Source organism: Escherichia albertii NBRC 107761 = DSM 17582, assembly GCF_000759775.1.
Taxonomy (GTDB): Bacteria; Pseudomonadota; Gammaproteobacteria; order Enterobacterales; family Enterobacteriaceae; genus Escherichia; species Escherichia albertii.
The window spans coordinates 1-15,195 of record NZ_BBMY01000123.1; the positions used below are offsets into that span (position 1 = coordinate 1).

Consider the following 15,195-nt stretch of genomic DNA (forward strand, 5'->3'; position numbering starts at 1 on the left):
AAAAGAGGTGACATAGGCCACGTCAGAATTAGTGTGTTCGTAAGGGCGGGTGACACGGGCATCCTGCCAGCTAATCAACGGTGCGGCAGGCGTGCCATCGGCTTTCAATAACGCGCGACAGCAACGGATTGAGCCCAGACCGATGCCAACAATATCTTCTTTATTCCCGGCAAACTGGCTCATCAAATCGTGACCGGCGAAGCATAATGATGTCCATAAATCGTCGTCAGGATGTTCTGCGGTATTGGCATCCGGCGTGTGCATTGGCTGTAATAAGCCTTTGCCTTCGCAAACCACGTTACCTTCCAGATCGTACATCACCACTTTTGTGCTCTGACTTCCGCCATCAATCCCTATGATGTATTTCTTCGACATGATTTTTCTCCTGTAATTTTCCTGGCTTACTTGCTGCTAGCCATCACTGGTGCACTATCAGCAGTACGAATTTTTTGGAACAGCAAAAAGGTAAAGGCGATTACCATGGCGAGCGCTGCCATGCCCATCAGCCACATGTTGCGGTAGGCTTCAGCGGCAGGCAGGGTGTCTTGCCAGTAGCCGATAATCGGGTAAACGAAGACGTCCGGCAGGAATCCAATCACCGAACAAATACCTACCATGGTACCCATAATGTAAGACGGTGTTCTCGCTTCGCCGGGGCAGGCCCAGTACAGCCCGCGGGAGGCGTAACAGGTGAATCCCAGCAGTAAAATCAGGCCAATCCCCATCGCGACCGATTGTGGGTTAGAGTTCGTGATGAGCAGGGCAGTTAATGCCAGCAAACCGATGATGGAAAGAATTTGGACCACGCGGGTAGGAGATTTCACTTTGCTGTAGGTGGTGATAATGCCGCCAAGTGGGCCGCACAGCGCACGGAATATTTTGTTGATTACAATCCCCATGTAGCTCGCCGCCACCAGCGACATACCATACATTTCGGTCAGATAGTTGGTGGAGTAACTCAGAATAGCGTAGATGGTGAAGACGCCAAAAATCACCATGCTGCAATACCAGGTGGTACTGATGCGCAAAACAGCCAGGATGTCGCTAAGCTGGAATGACTGTTTTTCTTCGTGATTGGCACTGCGCAGGTTGTTGTTATCGCTAACAAAAAACCAGCACAAAATGCCCAGCAGAATGTAAACCACACTGTAGATGATAATGACCGTTTTCAGGCTGGCGCTGTCATCCGGTGCAAAGCGAGAAAAGACCCACATAGTAAACACCGCCAGAGACATAACACCGACGCCGCGCAGCCCTTCCATCCAGCCCATAATTTTCCCTTGCTCGCTATGATCGCCGAGCAACGAGGCGGCTTTAATCGACACCGACCACAGCATTAAAATAGTGGTTATGGCAAAGGCGACCTGAATACAGAGCGTTACCCACAGTGGTGGATAAGTTGCCATTAACAGGCCCAGTAATCCGGTAATAACCATCGCGGAAGTAATCATTTTGCGATGTGAAAATTTATCGGCAATAACCCCGCTGGGGGCATAGAGAATAATTGCCGCAATACCAAAAGTACTCATTATTAAACCTATCTCGGTATTGCTGAATCCCATAAATTTCGCCATGGGAATTTGATAAATATAACGTAAATAAGCCAGGTCAAAACTAACGCCGCCGCTAAAGCTAATTATCGCGAGGGTTATCCAACGGCGATATGAGTTGTGTTGCATATCGTATTCCCATGTGTAATAGACAAAAAAAAGAGAAAAGTAAGCCGCCCTTTCAGGTGGATTACTTTTCTCAGCTCTCTAGTAATTGCGATAAGAAATAACATGGAAAGCAGTGGTATTGTGTGAGAGTAATCACGCTTCTGCTTTTTAAAATTATTTGATTATACGAATAATACTCTGTGAGTACGATCACATTAGCGGCTATGCCCTTATGCTAAAAATTATCCCCAGTTACCAGAGATAATGAGAAAGGTAACTTCCCTCTCGCGGGGGAAGTTACCTTTCTTTTTTTTTGCCTTACGGAAATTGGAGCTAACTATGTCAATCGAATCTCTCAATGCGTTCTCAATGGATTTTTTCTCCCTGAAAGGTAAAACAGCAATTGTTACCGGTGGGAATAGCGGTTTAGGCCAGGCATTTGCAATGGCGCTGGCCAAAGCAGGTGCAAATCTCTTTATTCCGAGCTTCGTCAAAGATAACGGCGAAACAAAGGAAATGATTGAAAAACAGGGTGTTGAAGTAGACTTCATGCAGGTGGATATCACCGCAAAAGGCGCGCCGCAGAAGATAATTGCCGCCTGTTGTGAACGTTTTGGCACCGTCGATATTCTGGTCAATAATGCCGGTATTTGTAAGCTGAATAAGGTGCTGGACTTTGGTCGTGCCGACTGGGATCCGATGATTGACGTGAACCTGACTGTCGCATTCGAGTTAAGCTATGAAGCGGCAAAAATTATGATTCCGCAGAAAAGCGGTAAAATCATTAATATCTGTTCATTGTTCTCTTACTTAGGTGGTCAATGGTCACCCGCCTATTCTGCAACTAAACATGCTCTTGCCGGATTCACCAAAGCCTATTGCGATGAATTAGGTCAATATAATATTCAGGTAAATGGTATTGCTCCAGGATATTACACAACCGATATCACTCTGGCGACCCGTAGTAATCCAGAAACCAATCAGCGTGTTCTTGATCATATTCCGGCAAACCGTTGGGGCGATACTCAGGATTTAATGGGGGCAGCCGTATTCCTCGCAAGTCCGGCTTCAAATTATGTTAACGGGCATTTATTAGTGGTTGATGGCGGTTATTTAGTGCGCTAACCCATAACGGTGGTTTCTGTTTTCTCTTATTAATAACTATTCCATTTTTATTATCAGGAAGGAATTATTATGTCTTTATCTCGCGCAGCGATTGTCGACCAGCTAAAGGAAATTGTTGGTGCAGATCGCGTAATTACCGATGAAACGGTATTAAAGAAAAACAGTATTGACCGTTTTCGTAAATTTCCAGATATTCATGGTATTTATACTTTGCCGATTCCAGCAGCGGTCGTAAAACTGGGTTCCACAGAGCAAGTGTCCCGTGTGCTGAATTTTATGAACGCGCACAAAATTAACGGTGTGCCGCGTACCGGCGCTTCCGCCACCGAAGGTGGGCTGGAAACCGTCGTAGAAAACTCGGTGGTGCTCGACGGCTCCGCCATGAATCAAATCATTAATATTGATATTGAGAATATGCAGGCCACGGCGCAATGTGGTGTTCCGCTGGAAGTGCTGGAAAATGCGTTGCGTGAAAAAGGCTACACCACGGGGCACTCTCCGCAGTCTAAACCACTGGCGCAGATGGGCGGTCTGGTGGCGACCCGCAGTATCGGGCAGTTCTCCACACTCTACGGCGCAATCGAGGACATGGTCGTTGGTCTGGAAGCAGTACTGGCTGATGGCACTGTGACACGCATTAAAAACGTACCACCTCGCGCGGCTGGCCCGGACATTCGTCACATCATTATCGGTAACGAAGGCGCACTGTGCTATATCACTGAAGTGACTGTTAAAATCTTCAAATTCACCCCGGAAAACAATCTCTTCTACGGCTATATCCTGGAAGACATGAAAACCGGTTTCAATATCCTGCGTGAAATCATGGTGGAAGGGTATCGTCCGTCGATCGCTCGTTTGTATGACGCTGAAGATGGCACCCAACACTTCACCCATTTTGCCGACGGTAAATGCGTGCTGATCTTTATGGCTGAAGGTAACTCTCGCATTGCGAAGGCGACGGGCGAAGGGATTGCGGAAATCGTGGCTCGTTACCCGCAGTGCCAGCGCGTGGACAGCAAACTGATCGAAACCTGGTTTAACAATCTGAACTGGGGACCGGATAAAGTGGCTGCCGAACGTGTGCAGATCCTAAAAACCGGCAACATGGGCTTTACCACCGAAGTGTCCGGCTGCTGGAGCTGCATCCACGAAATCTACGAAAGCGTTATTAACCGTATTCGCACCGAGTTCCCGCACGCCGACGACATTACCATGCTGGGCGGTCATTCTTCTCACAGCTACCAGAACGGCACCAACATGTACTTCGTCTACGACTACAACGTCGTTGACTGTAAGCCGGAAGAGGAAATCGACAAGTACCACAATCCGCTCAACAAAATCATCTGCGAAGAAACCATTCGCCTCGGCGGTTCGATGGTACACCATCACGGTATCGGTAAACATCGCGTTCACTGGAGCAAACTGGAGCATGGCAGCGCATGGGCGTTGTTGGAAGGGCTGAAAAAGCAGTTCGATCCTAATGGCATTATGAATACGGGCACTATCTATCCGATTGAAAAATAATGTGTCAGCCAGCGTCCCGTGATGACGGGACGTTGCCTTTTCGGCTTCTCAGGCGAGAAGCCGTTCTTATTACCGGACCATGAAGGGGTAAAGATGAACACTTCACCGGTGCGAATGGATGATATTCCACTTAACCGTTTTCACTGCCGTATTGCCGCGCTCACTTTCGGCGCGCACCTGACCGACGGTTATGTCCTCGGCGTCATTGGTTACGCCATTATTCAGCTTACGCCAGCGATGCACCTGACGCCGTTTATGGCAGGAATGATTGGCAGCTCAGCGCTCCTTGGTTTGTTTCTTGGCAGCCTGGTTCTGGGATGGATCTCCGACCATATTGGTCGGCAAAAAATCTTCACCTTCAGCTTTTTGCTGATTACGCTCGCTTCGTTCTTGCAATTTTTTGCCACCACGCCAGAGCATCTTATTGGACTGCGCATTTTGATCGGCATTGGCCTGGGAGGCGATTACTCAGTAGGTCACACCTTGCTGGCTGAATTTTCCCCGCGCCGCCATCGCGGTATTTTGCTGGGCGCATTCAGCGTGGTGTGGACCGTAGGCTATGTGCTGGCAAGTATTGCCGGGCATCACTTTATTTCCGAAAACCCGGAGGCCTGGCGCTGGCTGCTGGCATCAGCGGCGTTACCCGCATTGTTGATTACGTTATTACGCTGGGGAACGCCAGAATCGCCACGCTGGCTACTGCGCCAGGGGCGTTTTGCAGAAGCTCACGCTATCGTTCATCGCTATTTTGGCCCCCATGTTTTACTGGGCGATGAAGTGGCAACCTCGAGCCATAAACACATCAAAACCTTGTTCTCTTCGCGCTACTGGCGGCGTACGGTATTTAACAGCGTGTTTTTTGTTTGTCTTGTGATCCCGTGGTTTGTGATTTACACCTGGCTGCCGACCATCGCCCAGACTATTGGTCTGGAAGATGCGCTGACCGCCAGCCTGATGCTTAATGCGTTGTTAATTGTTGGTGCGTTATTAGGGTTAGTGTTGACCCACTTGTTAGCGCATCGCAGATTTTTACTGGGCAGTTTTTTGCTGCTGGCGGTCACGTTGATGGTGATGGCCTGTTTGCCTTCTGGCAGTTCATTAACGCTGCTGCTTTTTGTTCTTTTCAGTACCACCATTTCGGCGGTCAGTAATCTGGTGGGCATTTTGCCTGCGGAAAGTTTTCCTACCGACATTCGCTCGTTGGGCGTCGGTTTTGCCACCGCCATGAGTCGACTCGGCGCGGCGGTAAGTACTGGCCTGCTGCCGTGGGTGCTGGCGCAGTGGGGAATGCAAGTTACCTTATTGCTCCTGGCGGCCGTGTTGTTGGTTGGTTTTGTTGTGACCTGGCTATGGGCACCAGAAACCAAAGCACTCCCGCTGGTGGCGGCGGGAAATGTAGGAGGTGCGAATGAACATTCTGTTAGCGTTTAAAGCCGAACCGGATGCCGGGATGCTGGCGGAAAAAGAGTGGCTGGCGGCGGCTCAGGGTAATAGCGGACCGGATGTTTCGCTACTGCGAAGTTTACTTGGTGCTGATGAACAGGCTGCCGCCGCGCTGCTGTTGGCGCAGAGAAAAAACGGTACGCCGATGTCTTTAACCGCGTTGAGCATGGGGGATGAACGGGCGTTGCACTGGCTGCGCTATCTCATGGCCCTTGGGTTTGAGGTAGCAGTATTGCTGGAGACGGCGGCAGATCTGCGCTTTGCGCCGGAATTTGTCGCTCGCCATATTGCCGAATGGCAGTACCAGAATCCGCTGGCTCTGATAATTACTGGCTGCCAAAGCAGCGAAGGGCCGAATGGGCAAACGCCATTTTTGCTGGCGGAAATGCTGGGCTGGCCCTGCTTCACCCAGGTGGAGCGTTTCACTCTCGACGCGCCGTTTATCACCCTCGAACAGCGTACTGAACATGGGCTGCGCTGTTGCCGGGTTCGCTTGCCTGCGGTGATTGCCGTGCGCCAGTGCGGTGAAGTGGCTTTGCCAGTACCGGGAATGCGCCAGCGAATGGCGGCGGGGAAAGCGGAGATTACCCGCGAAACTCTTGTCGCAGAATCGCCAGCGATACAGTGCCTGCGACTGGCAAGACCGGAACAACGACGCAGTGCGACGCTGATTGATGGGCAAACGGTAGAAGAAAAAGCACAAAAGCTATGGCAGGACTATTTACGCCAGAGGATACAGCCATGAATATCGCAATTGTAACGATAAATCAGGACCATGCCGCAATGGCGAACTGGCTGGCAGAGCAGGATTTCAGCGGCTGTACCCTGACGCACTGGCAAATAGAACCACAGCCGATGGTCGCGGAACAGGTGCTGGATGCGCTGGTGGAACAGTGGCAACGAACGCCTGCGGAGGTTGTCCTCTTTCCTCCGGGCGTATTTGGCGATGAACTGGCTACCCGACTGGCCTGGCGTGTACATGGCGCCAGTATCTGCCAGGTGATTTCATGCGATATATCAACCGTAAGCGTGCGCAAATCCCACTGGGGAAATGCGCTAATGGCGACGCAGCAAACAGAAAAACGCCCGCTATGCCTTTCTCTTGCCCGCCAGGCGGGAGCAGCGAAAAACGCCACATTGCCCTCTGGTATGCAGCAATTGAACATTGTTCCAGGTGCGCTTCCCGACTGGCTGATTAGCATAGAGGACCTGAAAAATGTTACCCGCGACCCATTAGTGGAAGCCAGATGGGTGCTGGTGGTGGGGCAGGGTGGCGAGGCAGATAGCCATGAAATCGCTATGCTGGCTGAAAAGCTGGGTGCAGAAGTGGGCTACAGTCGGGCGCGAGTGATGAACGGTGGCTTTGATGCAGAAAAGGTCATTGGTATTTCCGGGCATCTGTTGGCCCCTGATGTTTGCATTGTGGCGGGCGCATCCGGCGCGGCAGCGTTAATGGCGGGCGTACGCAATAGCCAGTTTGTGGTGGCGATTAATCATGACGCCAGCGCAGCGGTATTTTCACAGGCAGATGTTGGCGTGGTTGATGACTGGAAGACGGTGCTGGAGGCACTGGTGACAAACATTCACGCAGATTGCTTATAACGTGCTGCCGGATGCGGCGTGGATGCCTTATCCGGCCTACGGTTCTGGACTCGGGACTTGTAGGCCTGATAAGACGCGTCAGCGTCGCATCAGGCGCTGAATGCCGGATGTGGCGTGGACGCTTTATTCGGGCTACGGTTCTGGGCTCGGGGTTTGTAGGCCTGATAAGACGCGTCAGCGTCGCATCAGGCGCTGAATGCCGGATGCGGCGTGAACGCCTTATCCGGCCTGTAAATCACACAAATTCAAATCGTTACGATTATCCCGTCAAAGCAATTTTTTCGCTAACGTCCAGACCCCGGTATTGGTGGTGGAAAGCGCCACCACACCCGCGTTAATCGCATTACGCGCATCTTCTTCATCGCACACCAGCCCGCCAGCAATAAGCGGTTGGCGGATTTTCTCCGTCACCCAGCCCAGCACTTTGGGCATACAGCCAGGCAGGATTTCAATACAATCAGGGTTTGATTGCGCAACTTGCTTATCAATGTTGTGAAACGAAATCGAATCAACGATAAACAGGCGATGAATACAGAAAAAATCTTCCGCTCTCGCCGCTTTTAGCATTGAGGCTTTCGTGCTGATAATACCGTCCGCTTCGGTCACCAGTTTCAAAAACTGAATCACCACTTCTTTGTTCGATGCGCCTTCCAGCAAATCGACATGAATAAAGGCATATTTCCCGGCGTTCTTAATCTTTTTAACGATATGACTGATGGTGCAGATATTCCCATACAACACGGAAATAAACTGGCATTCAGAATCGATTGCCAGTTGCAGGCTGGCATTATCTTTAACGGCAGCAATCACCGGATTCTGGCGGAGCAGGTGTAAGAGGGGCATAAATTATCCTTGTTATTTATCCAAAGCGGTAGGTGATGCCGAATCCAGAAGGTGGATAGCGCCACTGTTGTAGGTTTTTTTCATCGCACAGCAAACGGCAGGTGCCACACTCCAGGCAGCCGCGATAATCAACGCGTAAGTCGCCTTCCGGTGTGAGCGAAAAAAGACCAGCCGGACAAGTGTTAATCAACCGTTGTGCCGTCTGGCGCTCAACGGAGTCAGCCGGAACAATATGCGGCGCATCAGCAGCGCGCCAGAGATTACGAGCTACAGACATCGCAGACTCCTGATAACATCGCCCGCCAGATGCCACAGGCCATGACGATGTAAATGACGCCAGAGCAACTGGCGCAGCGGCGGAACAGGTTTATCACCCTGATCCCATAAATCACGGGAAATATCCTGCATTAACGCAGGCCACGCCCGATACCAGCCAGGGCGTTGCAAAAGCGCCGGAACATGCTGATAACGCTGTAGAACACCCCACAGCAGGCTGCGTTCTACGTTGTGATGATAAAGAGGAAACAGATTTTGCGGCTCGCGGTGCTGGCAGGCGCTAATCAATGTTTGTGCCGCAGCCTGTGCGCCAGTCAGCGCCATATCCATGCCGCGCACGGAAATTCCGGTATTGACGCAACTGCGTAGCGCATCGCCCACCAGCAGCCAGCCGTTACCGCCATATTGCACTGGCATACTGTGCAAACCACCTTCCGGCACCAGATGCGCGCCATACTCCAGCAATTCCGTGTTTTTGATAAGCGGGCGTACTGCTGGATGCGTTTTAAAGCGAGCCAGCAGCTCGCTTGCCGGAACACGACTTTGCGTAAGGGAGGAGAGCGGGCAAACAATCCCTAACGAAAGCGTTTGTTGATTAGTATAAAGAAATGCGCCGCCGGGTAAGTCATCACAGATTCCGCCGCTGAACAGCAACGCTGCGCCTTCGTTATTCTCCAGATGAAAACGTTCTTCAATAGAGGATGCTTCCAGCGCCAGCACTTCTTTGATCCCCAACGCCATCGCTTCGCCAGCAGGGCGAGTCACTAACCCGTGTCGTTCAGCCAGGATGCTATTAGCACCTTCCGCCAGCACCACATAACGGGCGCGGAGAATATCGTCACCACAAATGACACCACAGATTCTGCCGTTTTCTTCATACAGCGTATCCACCGTCGCGCCAGGGATACACTCGACACCTTCTTTTTCGGCTTCGGCAACCAGCCACGGATCGAAACGGGCGCGCAAGACGCTCCAGGATTCACCGCCAGGCTGTAAGCTGGAAAACGTTGTTGCGCCATCCGGTGTTAACAGGGAAAGGCTTTCGTGAGTGATACGTCGCTCAAGAGGTGCGGTCAGGTGATATTGGGGGAGGAGTTCCGCGAGCGCATGGGTATATAAACGCCCGCCGGAAAGGTTTTTGCTGCCGGGGATTTCAGCACGTTCCAGTAACAGAACGGATAAACCCGCTCGCGCGCAGCGCAACGCGCAGGCGGTGCCCGCAATTCCGGCACCGATAATAATAATGTCGCAGTCGTCTTCCATGTCATGCCCCAGAGATCCAGAGCGCAACACCCTAACATAGCGTTACTTAAGGGAAATTGACCGCCGACACACTCTTATCATTCGCCGCGATAGATGCAGCCTGCGGTGCAGGTTTCTTTCACCATTACCGCGCTTAACAGCGGCACAACGGGTTTTACCTGATCCCAAATCCATTTTGCTAAAACTTCGCTGGTCGGGTTTTCCAGGCCAGGGATCTCATTGAGATAATGATGATCGAGGCGATCGTAGGTCGGTTTAAACGCCGCTTTCAGTTCAGCGAAATCGATGATCCAGCCCGTATGCGGATCGACTTCCCCTGTAATTTCCAGGCGCACCATAAAAGAGTGCCCGTGCAGGCGACCACATTTATGCCCTTGCGGGACGTGTGGCAAGCGGTGAGCGGCTTCGAAGGTGAAATCTTTAAATAACGTGGTGGACATCATAATTTCTCTACAGGACGACAAAACCGCCGTAGAGTACCGGAAAGCCTGTTTTTTCGCATTATCTAAAACGACTTTGTTGCGCAAAATGGCCTGTTTATCTTAATGGTTGGCGATATTCTTTTAATTATCATGCTGTTAATAAATCCATTTTGTTGTTAGCGACTATTGCTAAAACAGGTTAGTCGATTTGGTTATTAGTTATCGCTATCCCGTCTTTAATCCACACCGTTCGCCCCGTTAACCTTACCTTCTCTTCTGTTTTATGGGCGCTGACAGGGCCGATAAACAGCTTTGCTTACTGGAACATAACGACGCATGACGACAAAGGCCCCACCTTCCGCGTTGCTTCCGTTGAACCCGGAGCAACTGGCACGCCTTCAGGCGGCCACGACCGATTTAACGCCCACTCAGTTTGCCTGGGTTTCTGGCTATTTCTGGGGCGTGCTCAACCAGCAACCTGCTGTGCTTGCAGCGACGTCAGTTGCCGCCGCAGAAATGCCGGGTATTACCCTTATTTCCGCCTCGCAAACCGGCAATGCGCGTCGGGTCGCCGAAGCGTTACGTGATGACTTATTAGCGGCAAAACTGAACGTTAAGCTGGTGAACGCGGGCGACTATAAATTCAAACAAATCGCCAGTGAAAAACTGCTTATTGTGGTGACCTCAACACAAGGGGAAGGGGAACCGCCGGAAGAAGCCGTTGCGTTACACAAGTTTTTGTTCTCCAGAAAAGCGCCAAAACTGGAAAACACCGCGTTTGCCGTGTTTAGCCTCGGCGATAGCTCTTATGAATTTTTCTGCCAGTCCGGGAAAGATTTCGACAGCAGGCTGGCGGAACTGGGCGGTGAACGCCTGCTCGAGCGTGTCGATGCTGACGTTGAATATCAGGCGGCGGCCAGCGAATGGCGCGTCCGTGTGGTCGATGTTCTTAAATCGCGCGCGCCTGTCACGGCATCTTCGCAATCCGTCGCTACTGGCGCGGCGGTAAATGAAATCCACACCAGCCCGTACAGTAAAGACGCGCCGCTGGCGGCAAGCCTTTCGGTTAACCAGAAAATTACCGGACGCAACTCTGAAAAAGACGTTCGCCATATCGAAATTGACTTAGGTGACTCGGGCCTGCGTTACCAGCCGGGTGACGCGCTGGGCGTCTGGTATCAGAACGATCCGGCACTGGTGAAAGAACTTGTTGAATTGCTGTGGCTGAAAGGCGATGAACCCGTCACCGTTGATGGCAAAACGCTACCGCTGAACGAGGCGCTACAATGGCATTTCGAGCTGACCGTCAACACCGCGAATATTGTTGAGAACTACGCCACGCTTACCCGCAGCGAAACGCTGCTACCGCTGGTGGGCGATAAAGCGAAGTTACAGCATTACGCCGCGACCACGCCGATTGTCGACATGGTGCGTTTCTCTCCGGCGCAACTGGACGCCGAAGCGCTGATTAATCTGCTGCGCCCGCTGACCCCGCGCCTGTACTCCATCGCCTCCTCGCAGGCTGAAGTTGAGAACGAAGTACACGTCACCGTTGGCGTGGTGCGTTACGACGTGGAAGGCCGTGCCCGTGCCGGTGGTGCCTCCAGCTTCCTCGCGGACCGCGTGGAAGAAGAGGGCGAAGTCCGCGTCTTTATCGAACATAACGACAACTTCCGCCTGCCCGCTAACCCGGAAACCCCGGTGATTATGATTGGCCCAGGTACTGGTATTGCGCCGTTCCGCGCCTTTATGCAGCAACGTGCCGCCGACGAAGCGCCGGGCAAAAACTGGCTTTTCTTCGGCAACCCACACTTCACCGAAGATTTCCTCTATCAGGTGGAATGGCAGCGTTACGTGAAAGAAGGCGTGCTGACGCGCATCGATCTTGCTTGGTCGCGCGATCAAAAAGAAAAAGTTTACGTACAAGACAAACTGCGCGAACAGGGCGCGGAGCTGTGGCGCTGGATCAATGACGGTGCCCACATTTATGTCTGCGGCGACGCTAATCGCATGGCGAAAGACGTTGAGCAGGCACTTCTGGAAGTGATTGCCGAGTTTGGTGGCATGGACACCGAAGCGGCGGATGAATCTTTAAGTGAGCTGCGCGTAGAGCGCCGTTATCAGCGAGATGTCTACTAATGAGCGAAAAACATCCAGGACCTTTAGTGGTCGAAGGAAAACTGACAGACGCCGAGCGCATGAAGCTTGAAAGCAACTACCTGCGCGGCACCATTGCAGAAGATTTAAACGACGGTCTGACAGGCGGCTTTAAGGGCGATAACTTCCTGTTGATCCGTTTCCACGGTATGTATCAGCAGGATGACCGCGACATCCGCGCTGAACGTGCCGAACAGAAGCTGGAACCGCGCCATGCGATGCTGCTACGTTGCCGTCTGCCGGGGGGCGTTATCACCACCAAACAGTGGCAGGAGATCGACAAATTTGCGGTGGAAAACACCATTTACGGTAGCATCCGCCTGACCAACCGTCAGACGTTCCAGTTCCACGGTATTCTGAAAAAGAACGTCAAACCGGCACACCAGATGCTGCACTCGGTCGGTCTTGACGCGCTGGCAACCGCCAATGACATGAACCGTAACGTGCTGTGTACCTCGAACCCGTTCGAGTCACAGCTGCACGCGGAAGCCTACGAATGGGCGAAGAGAATCTCTGAACATCTGCTGCCGCGTACTCGCGCTTACGCGGAGATTTGGCTCGATCAGGAGAAAGTCGCGACTACTGATGAAGAACCAATCCTCGGTCAGACCTACCTGCCGCGTAAGTTCAAAACGACGGTTGTGATCCCGCCGCAGAACGATATCGATCTGCACGCCAACGACATGAACTTCGTGGCAATTGCTGAAAACGGCAAGCTGGTAGGCTTTAACTTGCTGGTGGGCGGTGGGCTTTCTATCGAACACGGCAACAAGAAAACCTACGCGCGCACCGCGAGCGAGTTTGGTTATCTGCCGCTGGAGCATACGCTGGCGGTGGCGGAAGCGGTCGTTACCACTCAGCGTGACTGGGGTAATCGTACTGACCGTAAAAACGCCAAAACCAAATACACGCTGGAGCGCGTGGGTGTTGAGACGTTTAAAGCAGAAGTGGAACGTCGCGCGGGGATCAAATTTGAACCGATTCGCCCGTATGAGTTTACCGGGCGCGGCGATCGTATTGGCTGGGTTAAGGGCATTGATGATAACTGGCACCTGACGCTGTTTATCGAAAATGGTCGAATTCTTGATTATCCAGGGCGCCCGTTGAAAACCGGCTTACTGGAGATCGCGAAGATCCACAAAGGTGATTTCCGCATTACGGCGAACCAGAATCTGATCATCGCCGGAGTGCCGGAAAGCGAGAAAGCGAAGATCGAGACGATCGCCAAACAGAGCGGGTTAATGAATGCTGTCACCTCGCAGCGTGAAAACGCAATGGCCTGCGTGTCATTCCCGACCTGTCCGCTGGCGATGGCGGAAGCGGAGCGTTTCCTGCCGTCGTTTATCGATAACATCGATAATTTAATGGCGAAATATGGTGTCAGTGATGAGCATATTGTGATGCGTGTAACAGGCTGCCCGAACGGCTGTGGTCGCGCGATGCTGGCGGAAGTGGGTCTGGTGGGTAAAGCGCCGGGTCGCTACAACCTGCATCTCGGCGGCAACCGTATTGGGACACGTATCCCACGGATGTATAAAGAAAACATCACCGAGCCGGAAATCCTGGCGTCGCTTGATGAACTGATAGGGCGCTGGGCGAAAGAGCGCGAAGCGGGTGAAGGCTTCGGTGACTTTACGGTGCGTGCGGGCATCATTCGCCCGGTGCTCGATCCGGCGCGCGATTTGTGGGATTAACTTGAATTGCCGCTCCAGCCCGGTTTTGTAGGCCTGATAAGCGAAGCGCCATCAGGCACTGTGGCCGCTTTTGCCGGATGCGGCGTAAACGCCTTATCCGGCCTACGGAGCAGCACGATTTTGTAGGCCTGATAAGACGCGTAAGCGTCGCATCAGGCAAGGCAAACAGTGAGGAACCTATGCCCAAACTCGATCTAAACGCCCTGAACGAACTGCCGAAGGTAGAAAGCATTCTGGCGCTGGCGGAAACTAACGCCCAACTGGAAAAACTGGACGCTGAAGGCCGCGTTGCCTGGGCGCTGGATAATCTACCCGGTGAATATGTGCTTTCCTCCAGCTTCGGTATTCAGGCGGCGGTGAGCCTGCATCTGGTGAATCAGATTCGCCCGGATATTCCGGTGATCCTCACCGATACGGGATATTTGTTCCCGGAAACCTACCGCTTTATTGATGAGTTAACGGACAAACTCAAGCTCAACCTGAAAGTATACCGTGCTACCGAAAGCGCCGCCTGGCAGGAAGCCCGCTACGGCAAACTGTGGGAGCAGGGCGTTGAAGGCATTGAAAAGTACAATGACATCAATAAAGTCGAACCGATGAATCGGGCGCTGAAAGAATTGAACGTGCAAACGTGGTTTGCTGGCCTGCGCCGCGAACAATCCGGCAGCCGCGCCAATTTACCGGTGCTGGCAATTCAGCGTGGCGTATTTAAAGTGCTGCCGATTATCGACTGGGATAACCGAACTATTTATCAGTACCTGCAAAAACATGGCCTGAAATATCACCCATTATGGGACGAAGGATATTTATCGGTCGGTGATACCCATACAACCCGTAAATGGGAACCTGGCATGGCGGAAGAAGAAACGCGTTTCTTTGGCTTAAAAAGAGAATGTGGATTGCACGAAGGGTAAATATTGCCAGATAAATTAAACGCCGCTGTCAGGAATGATGGGGGCGTTTTTATTTTGCGAGTAGCATTCCGGCATTTAAAGGTGAACATCGCAGGGAAAATCAACAGGTATAGAATGGCGTCGGGTGCTTGAGGCTGTCTGGCGTTAAGCATTCGCGAGGTTCCAGATGGGCAAAAGCCCCAAGCGATATTTCTATCAACCTGAGGCCTACGTTCGAACGTCGCAATTCGGATGTTAGTCTCTTCTTTACAGGGAGGCAAGACATTGTATGGGG

The 15,195-nt window shown here is 52.1% G+C and carries 14 protein-coding genes; 8 read left to right on the forward strand and 6 right to left on the reverse strand.

Annotated elements, in window-relative coordinates; all coding sequences use genetic code 11:
- The coding region (locus EA14781_RS18230; protein WP_042336010.1) for an FGGY family carbohydrate kinase at positions 1-375 on the reverse strand (375 nt) is incomplete at its 3' end.
- A 26-nt stretch (positions 376-401) separates the two neighbouring features.
- The gene (locus EA14781_RS18235) at positions 402-1,679 is read right to left on the reverse strand and encodes an MFS transporter (protein ID WP_001164586.1); all 1,278 of its coding nucleotides are present in this window, start codon (positions 1,677-1,679) and stop codon (positions 402-404) included.
- 318 nt (positions 1,680-1,997) lie between these two features.
- On the opposite strand from EA14781_RS18235, the gene EA14781_RS18240 reads away from it, so the two are divergent.
- The 5 genes from EA14781_RS18240 to EA14781_RS18260 all read left to right on the forward strand — a co-directional run bounded on the left by EA14781_RS18240 (position 1,998) and on the right by EA14781_RS18260 (position 7,352).
- Complete coding sequence (locus tag EA14781_RS18240; RefSeq protein WP_024164729.1) at positions 1,998-2,783, forward strand: SDR family oxidoreductase; 786 nt, start codon at positions 1,998-2,000, stop codon at positions 2,781-2,783.
- A gap of 69 nt (positions 2,784-2,852) precedes the next feature.
- Positions 2,853-4,307 carry an FAD-binding oxidoreductase gene (locus tag EA14781_RS18245; RefSeq protein WP_000059286.1) on the forward strand — a complete coding sequence of 485 codons (1,455 nt, stop codon included), beginning with the start codon at positions 2,853-2,855 and terminating at the stop codon, positions 4,305-4,307.
- A gap of 21 nt (positions 4,308-4,328) precedes the next feature.
- Positions 4,329-5,738 carry an MFS transporter gene (locus tag EA14781_RS18250; RefSeq protein WP_000147653.1) on the forward strand — a complete coding sequence of 470 codons (1,410 nt, stop codon included), beginning with the start codon at positions 4,329-4,331 and terminating at the stop codon, positions 5,736-5,738.
- Positions 5,716-6,495: an adenine nucleotide alpha hydrolase family protein gene (locus EA14781_RS18255; protein ID WP_002461438.1), complete on the forward strand. Its 780-nt coding sequence runs from the start codon at positions 5,716-5,718 to the stop codon at positions 6,493-6,495. Before EA14781_RS18250 ends, EA14781_RS18255 begins: the two co-directional genes overlap by 23 nt.
- A complete protein-coding gene (locus EA14781_RS18260; RefSeq protein ID WP_001017361.1) occupies positions 6,492-7,352 on the forward strand; it encodes an electron transfer flavoprotein subunit alpha/FixB family protein in 861 nt (286 codons plus the stop codon). The genes EA14781_RS18255 and EA14781_RS18260 overlap by 4 nt, the downstream gene beginning before the upstream one ends.
- A 267-nt stretch (positions 7,353-7,619) precedes the next feature.
- Here the strand turns inward: EA14781_RS18260 and EA14781_RS18265 are convergent, their stop codons facing one another.
- The 4 genes from EA14781_RS18265 to queD all read right to left on the reverse strand — a co-directional run bounded on the left by EA14781_RS18265 (position 7,620) and on the right by queD (position 10,177).
- Positions 7,620-8,195, reverse strand: a complete 576-nt coding sequence (locus EA14781_RS18265; protein ID WP_001130253.1) for a glycerol-3-phosphate responsive antiterminator — start codon at positions 8,193-8,195, stop codon at positions 7,620-7,622.
- Between the two features lie 16 nt (positions 8,196-8,211).
- Positions 8,212-8,472 (reverse strand): ferredoxin family protein, encoded by a 261-nt coding sequence (locus tag EA14781_RS18270; RefSeq protein WP_000109514.1) that lies wholly within the window; start codon positions 8,470-8,472, stop codon positions 8,212-8,214.
- Complete coding sequence (locus EA14781_RS18275) at positions 8,463-9,734, reverse strand: FAD-dependent oxidoreductase (protein ID WP_002461442.1); 1,272 nt, start codon at positions 9,732-9,734, stop codon at positions 8,463-8,465. Before EA14781_RS18275 ends, EA14781_RS18270 begins: the two co-directional genes overlap by 10 nt.
- 77 nt (positions 9,735-9,811) lie before the next feature.
- Complete coding sequence (queD, locus tag EA14781_RS18280) at positions 9,812-10,177, reverse strand: 6-carboxytetrahydropterin synthase QueD (RefSeq protein ID WP_072179105.1); 366 nt, start codon at positions 10,175-10,177, stop codon at positions 9,812-9,814.
- A gap of 315 nt (positions 10,178-10,492) precedes the next feature.
- Between queD and cysJ the strand changes: the two genes are divergently transcribed.
- From cysJ to cysH, 3 genes are all read left to right on the forward strand, one after another.
- Entirely contained in the window at positions 10,493-12,295 is a 1,803-nt protein-coding gene (gene cysJ, locus EA14781_RS18285; protein WP_000208370.1) for an NADPH-dependent assimilatory sulfite reductase flavoprotein subunit, read from the forward strand.
- Positions 12,295-14,007, forward strand: a complete 1,713-nt coding sequence (gene cysI, locus EA14781_RS18290; protein ID WP_001290729.1) for an assimilatory sulfite reductase (NADPH) hemoprotein subunit — start codon at positions 12,295-12,297, stop codon at positions 14,005-14,007. The genes cysJ and cysI overlap by 1 nt, the downstream gene beginning before the upstream one ends.
- Positions 14,008-14,186: 179 nt before the next feature.
- Entirely contained in the window at positions 14,187-14,921 is a 735-nt protein-coding gene (gene cysH / locus EA14781_RS18295) for a phosphoadenosine phosphosulfate reductase (RefSeq protein ID WP_001125131.1), read from the forward strand.
- Positions 14,922-15,195 lie beyond the last annotated feature (274 nt).

Excerpts from the sequence above, each read along its gene's own strand:
- EA14781_RS18235 (WP_001164586.1), bottom strand. The coding sequence starts at position 1,679 with ATGCAACACAACTCATATCGCCGTTGGATAACCCTCGCGATAATTAGC.
- EA14781_RS18240 (WP_024164729.1), top strand. The coding sequence starts at position 1,998 with ATGTCAATCGAATCTCTCAATGCGTTCTCAATGGATTTTTTCTCCCTG.
- EA14781_RS18245 (WP_000059286.1), top strand. The coding sequence starts at position 2,853 with ATGTCTTTATCTCGCGCAGCGATTGTCGACCAGCTAAAGGAAATTGTT.
- EA14781_RS18250 (WP_000147653.1), top strand. The coding sequence starts at position 4,329 with ATGACGGGACGTTGCCTTTTCGGCTTCTCAGGCGAGAAGCCGTTCTTA.
- EA14781_RS18255 (WP_002461438.1), top strand. The coding sequence starts at position 5,716 with ATGAACATTCTGTTAGCGTTTAAAGCCGAACCGGATGCCGGGATGCTG.
- EA14781_RS18260 (WP_001017361.1), top strand. The coding sequence starts at position 6,492 with ATGAATATCGCAATTGTAACGATAAATCAGGACCATGCCGCAATGGCG.
- EA14781_RS18265 (WP_001130253.1), bottom strand. The coding sequence starts at position 8,195 with ATGCCCCTCTTACACCTGCTCCGCCAGAATCCGGTGATTGCTGCCGTT.
- EA14781_RS18270 (WP_000109514.1), bottom strand. The coding sequence starts at position 8,472 with ATGTCTGTAGCTCGTAATCTCTGGCGCGCTGCTGATGCGCCGCATATT.
- EA14781_RS18275 (WP_002461442.1), bottom strand. The coding sequence starts at position 9,734 with ATGGAAGACGACTGCGACATTATTATTATCGGTGCCGGAATTGCGGGC.
- queD (WP_072179105.1), bottom strand. The coding sequence starts at position 10,177 with ATGATGTCCACCACGTTATTTAAAGATTTCACCTTCGAAGCCGCTCAC.
- cysJ (WP_000208370.1), top strand. The coding sequence starts at position 10,493 with ATGACGACAAAGGCCCCACCTTCCGCGTTGCTTCCGTTGAACCCGGAG.
- cysI (WP_001290729.1), top strand. The coding sequence starts at position 12,295 with ATGAGCGAAAAACATCCAGGACCTTTAGTGGTCGAAGGAAAACTGACA.
- cysH (WP_001125131.1), top strand. The coding sequence starts at position 14,187 with ATGCCCAAACTCGATCTAAACGCCCTGAACGAACTGCCGAAGGTAGAA.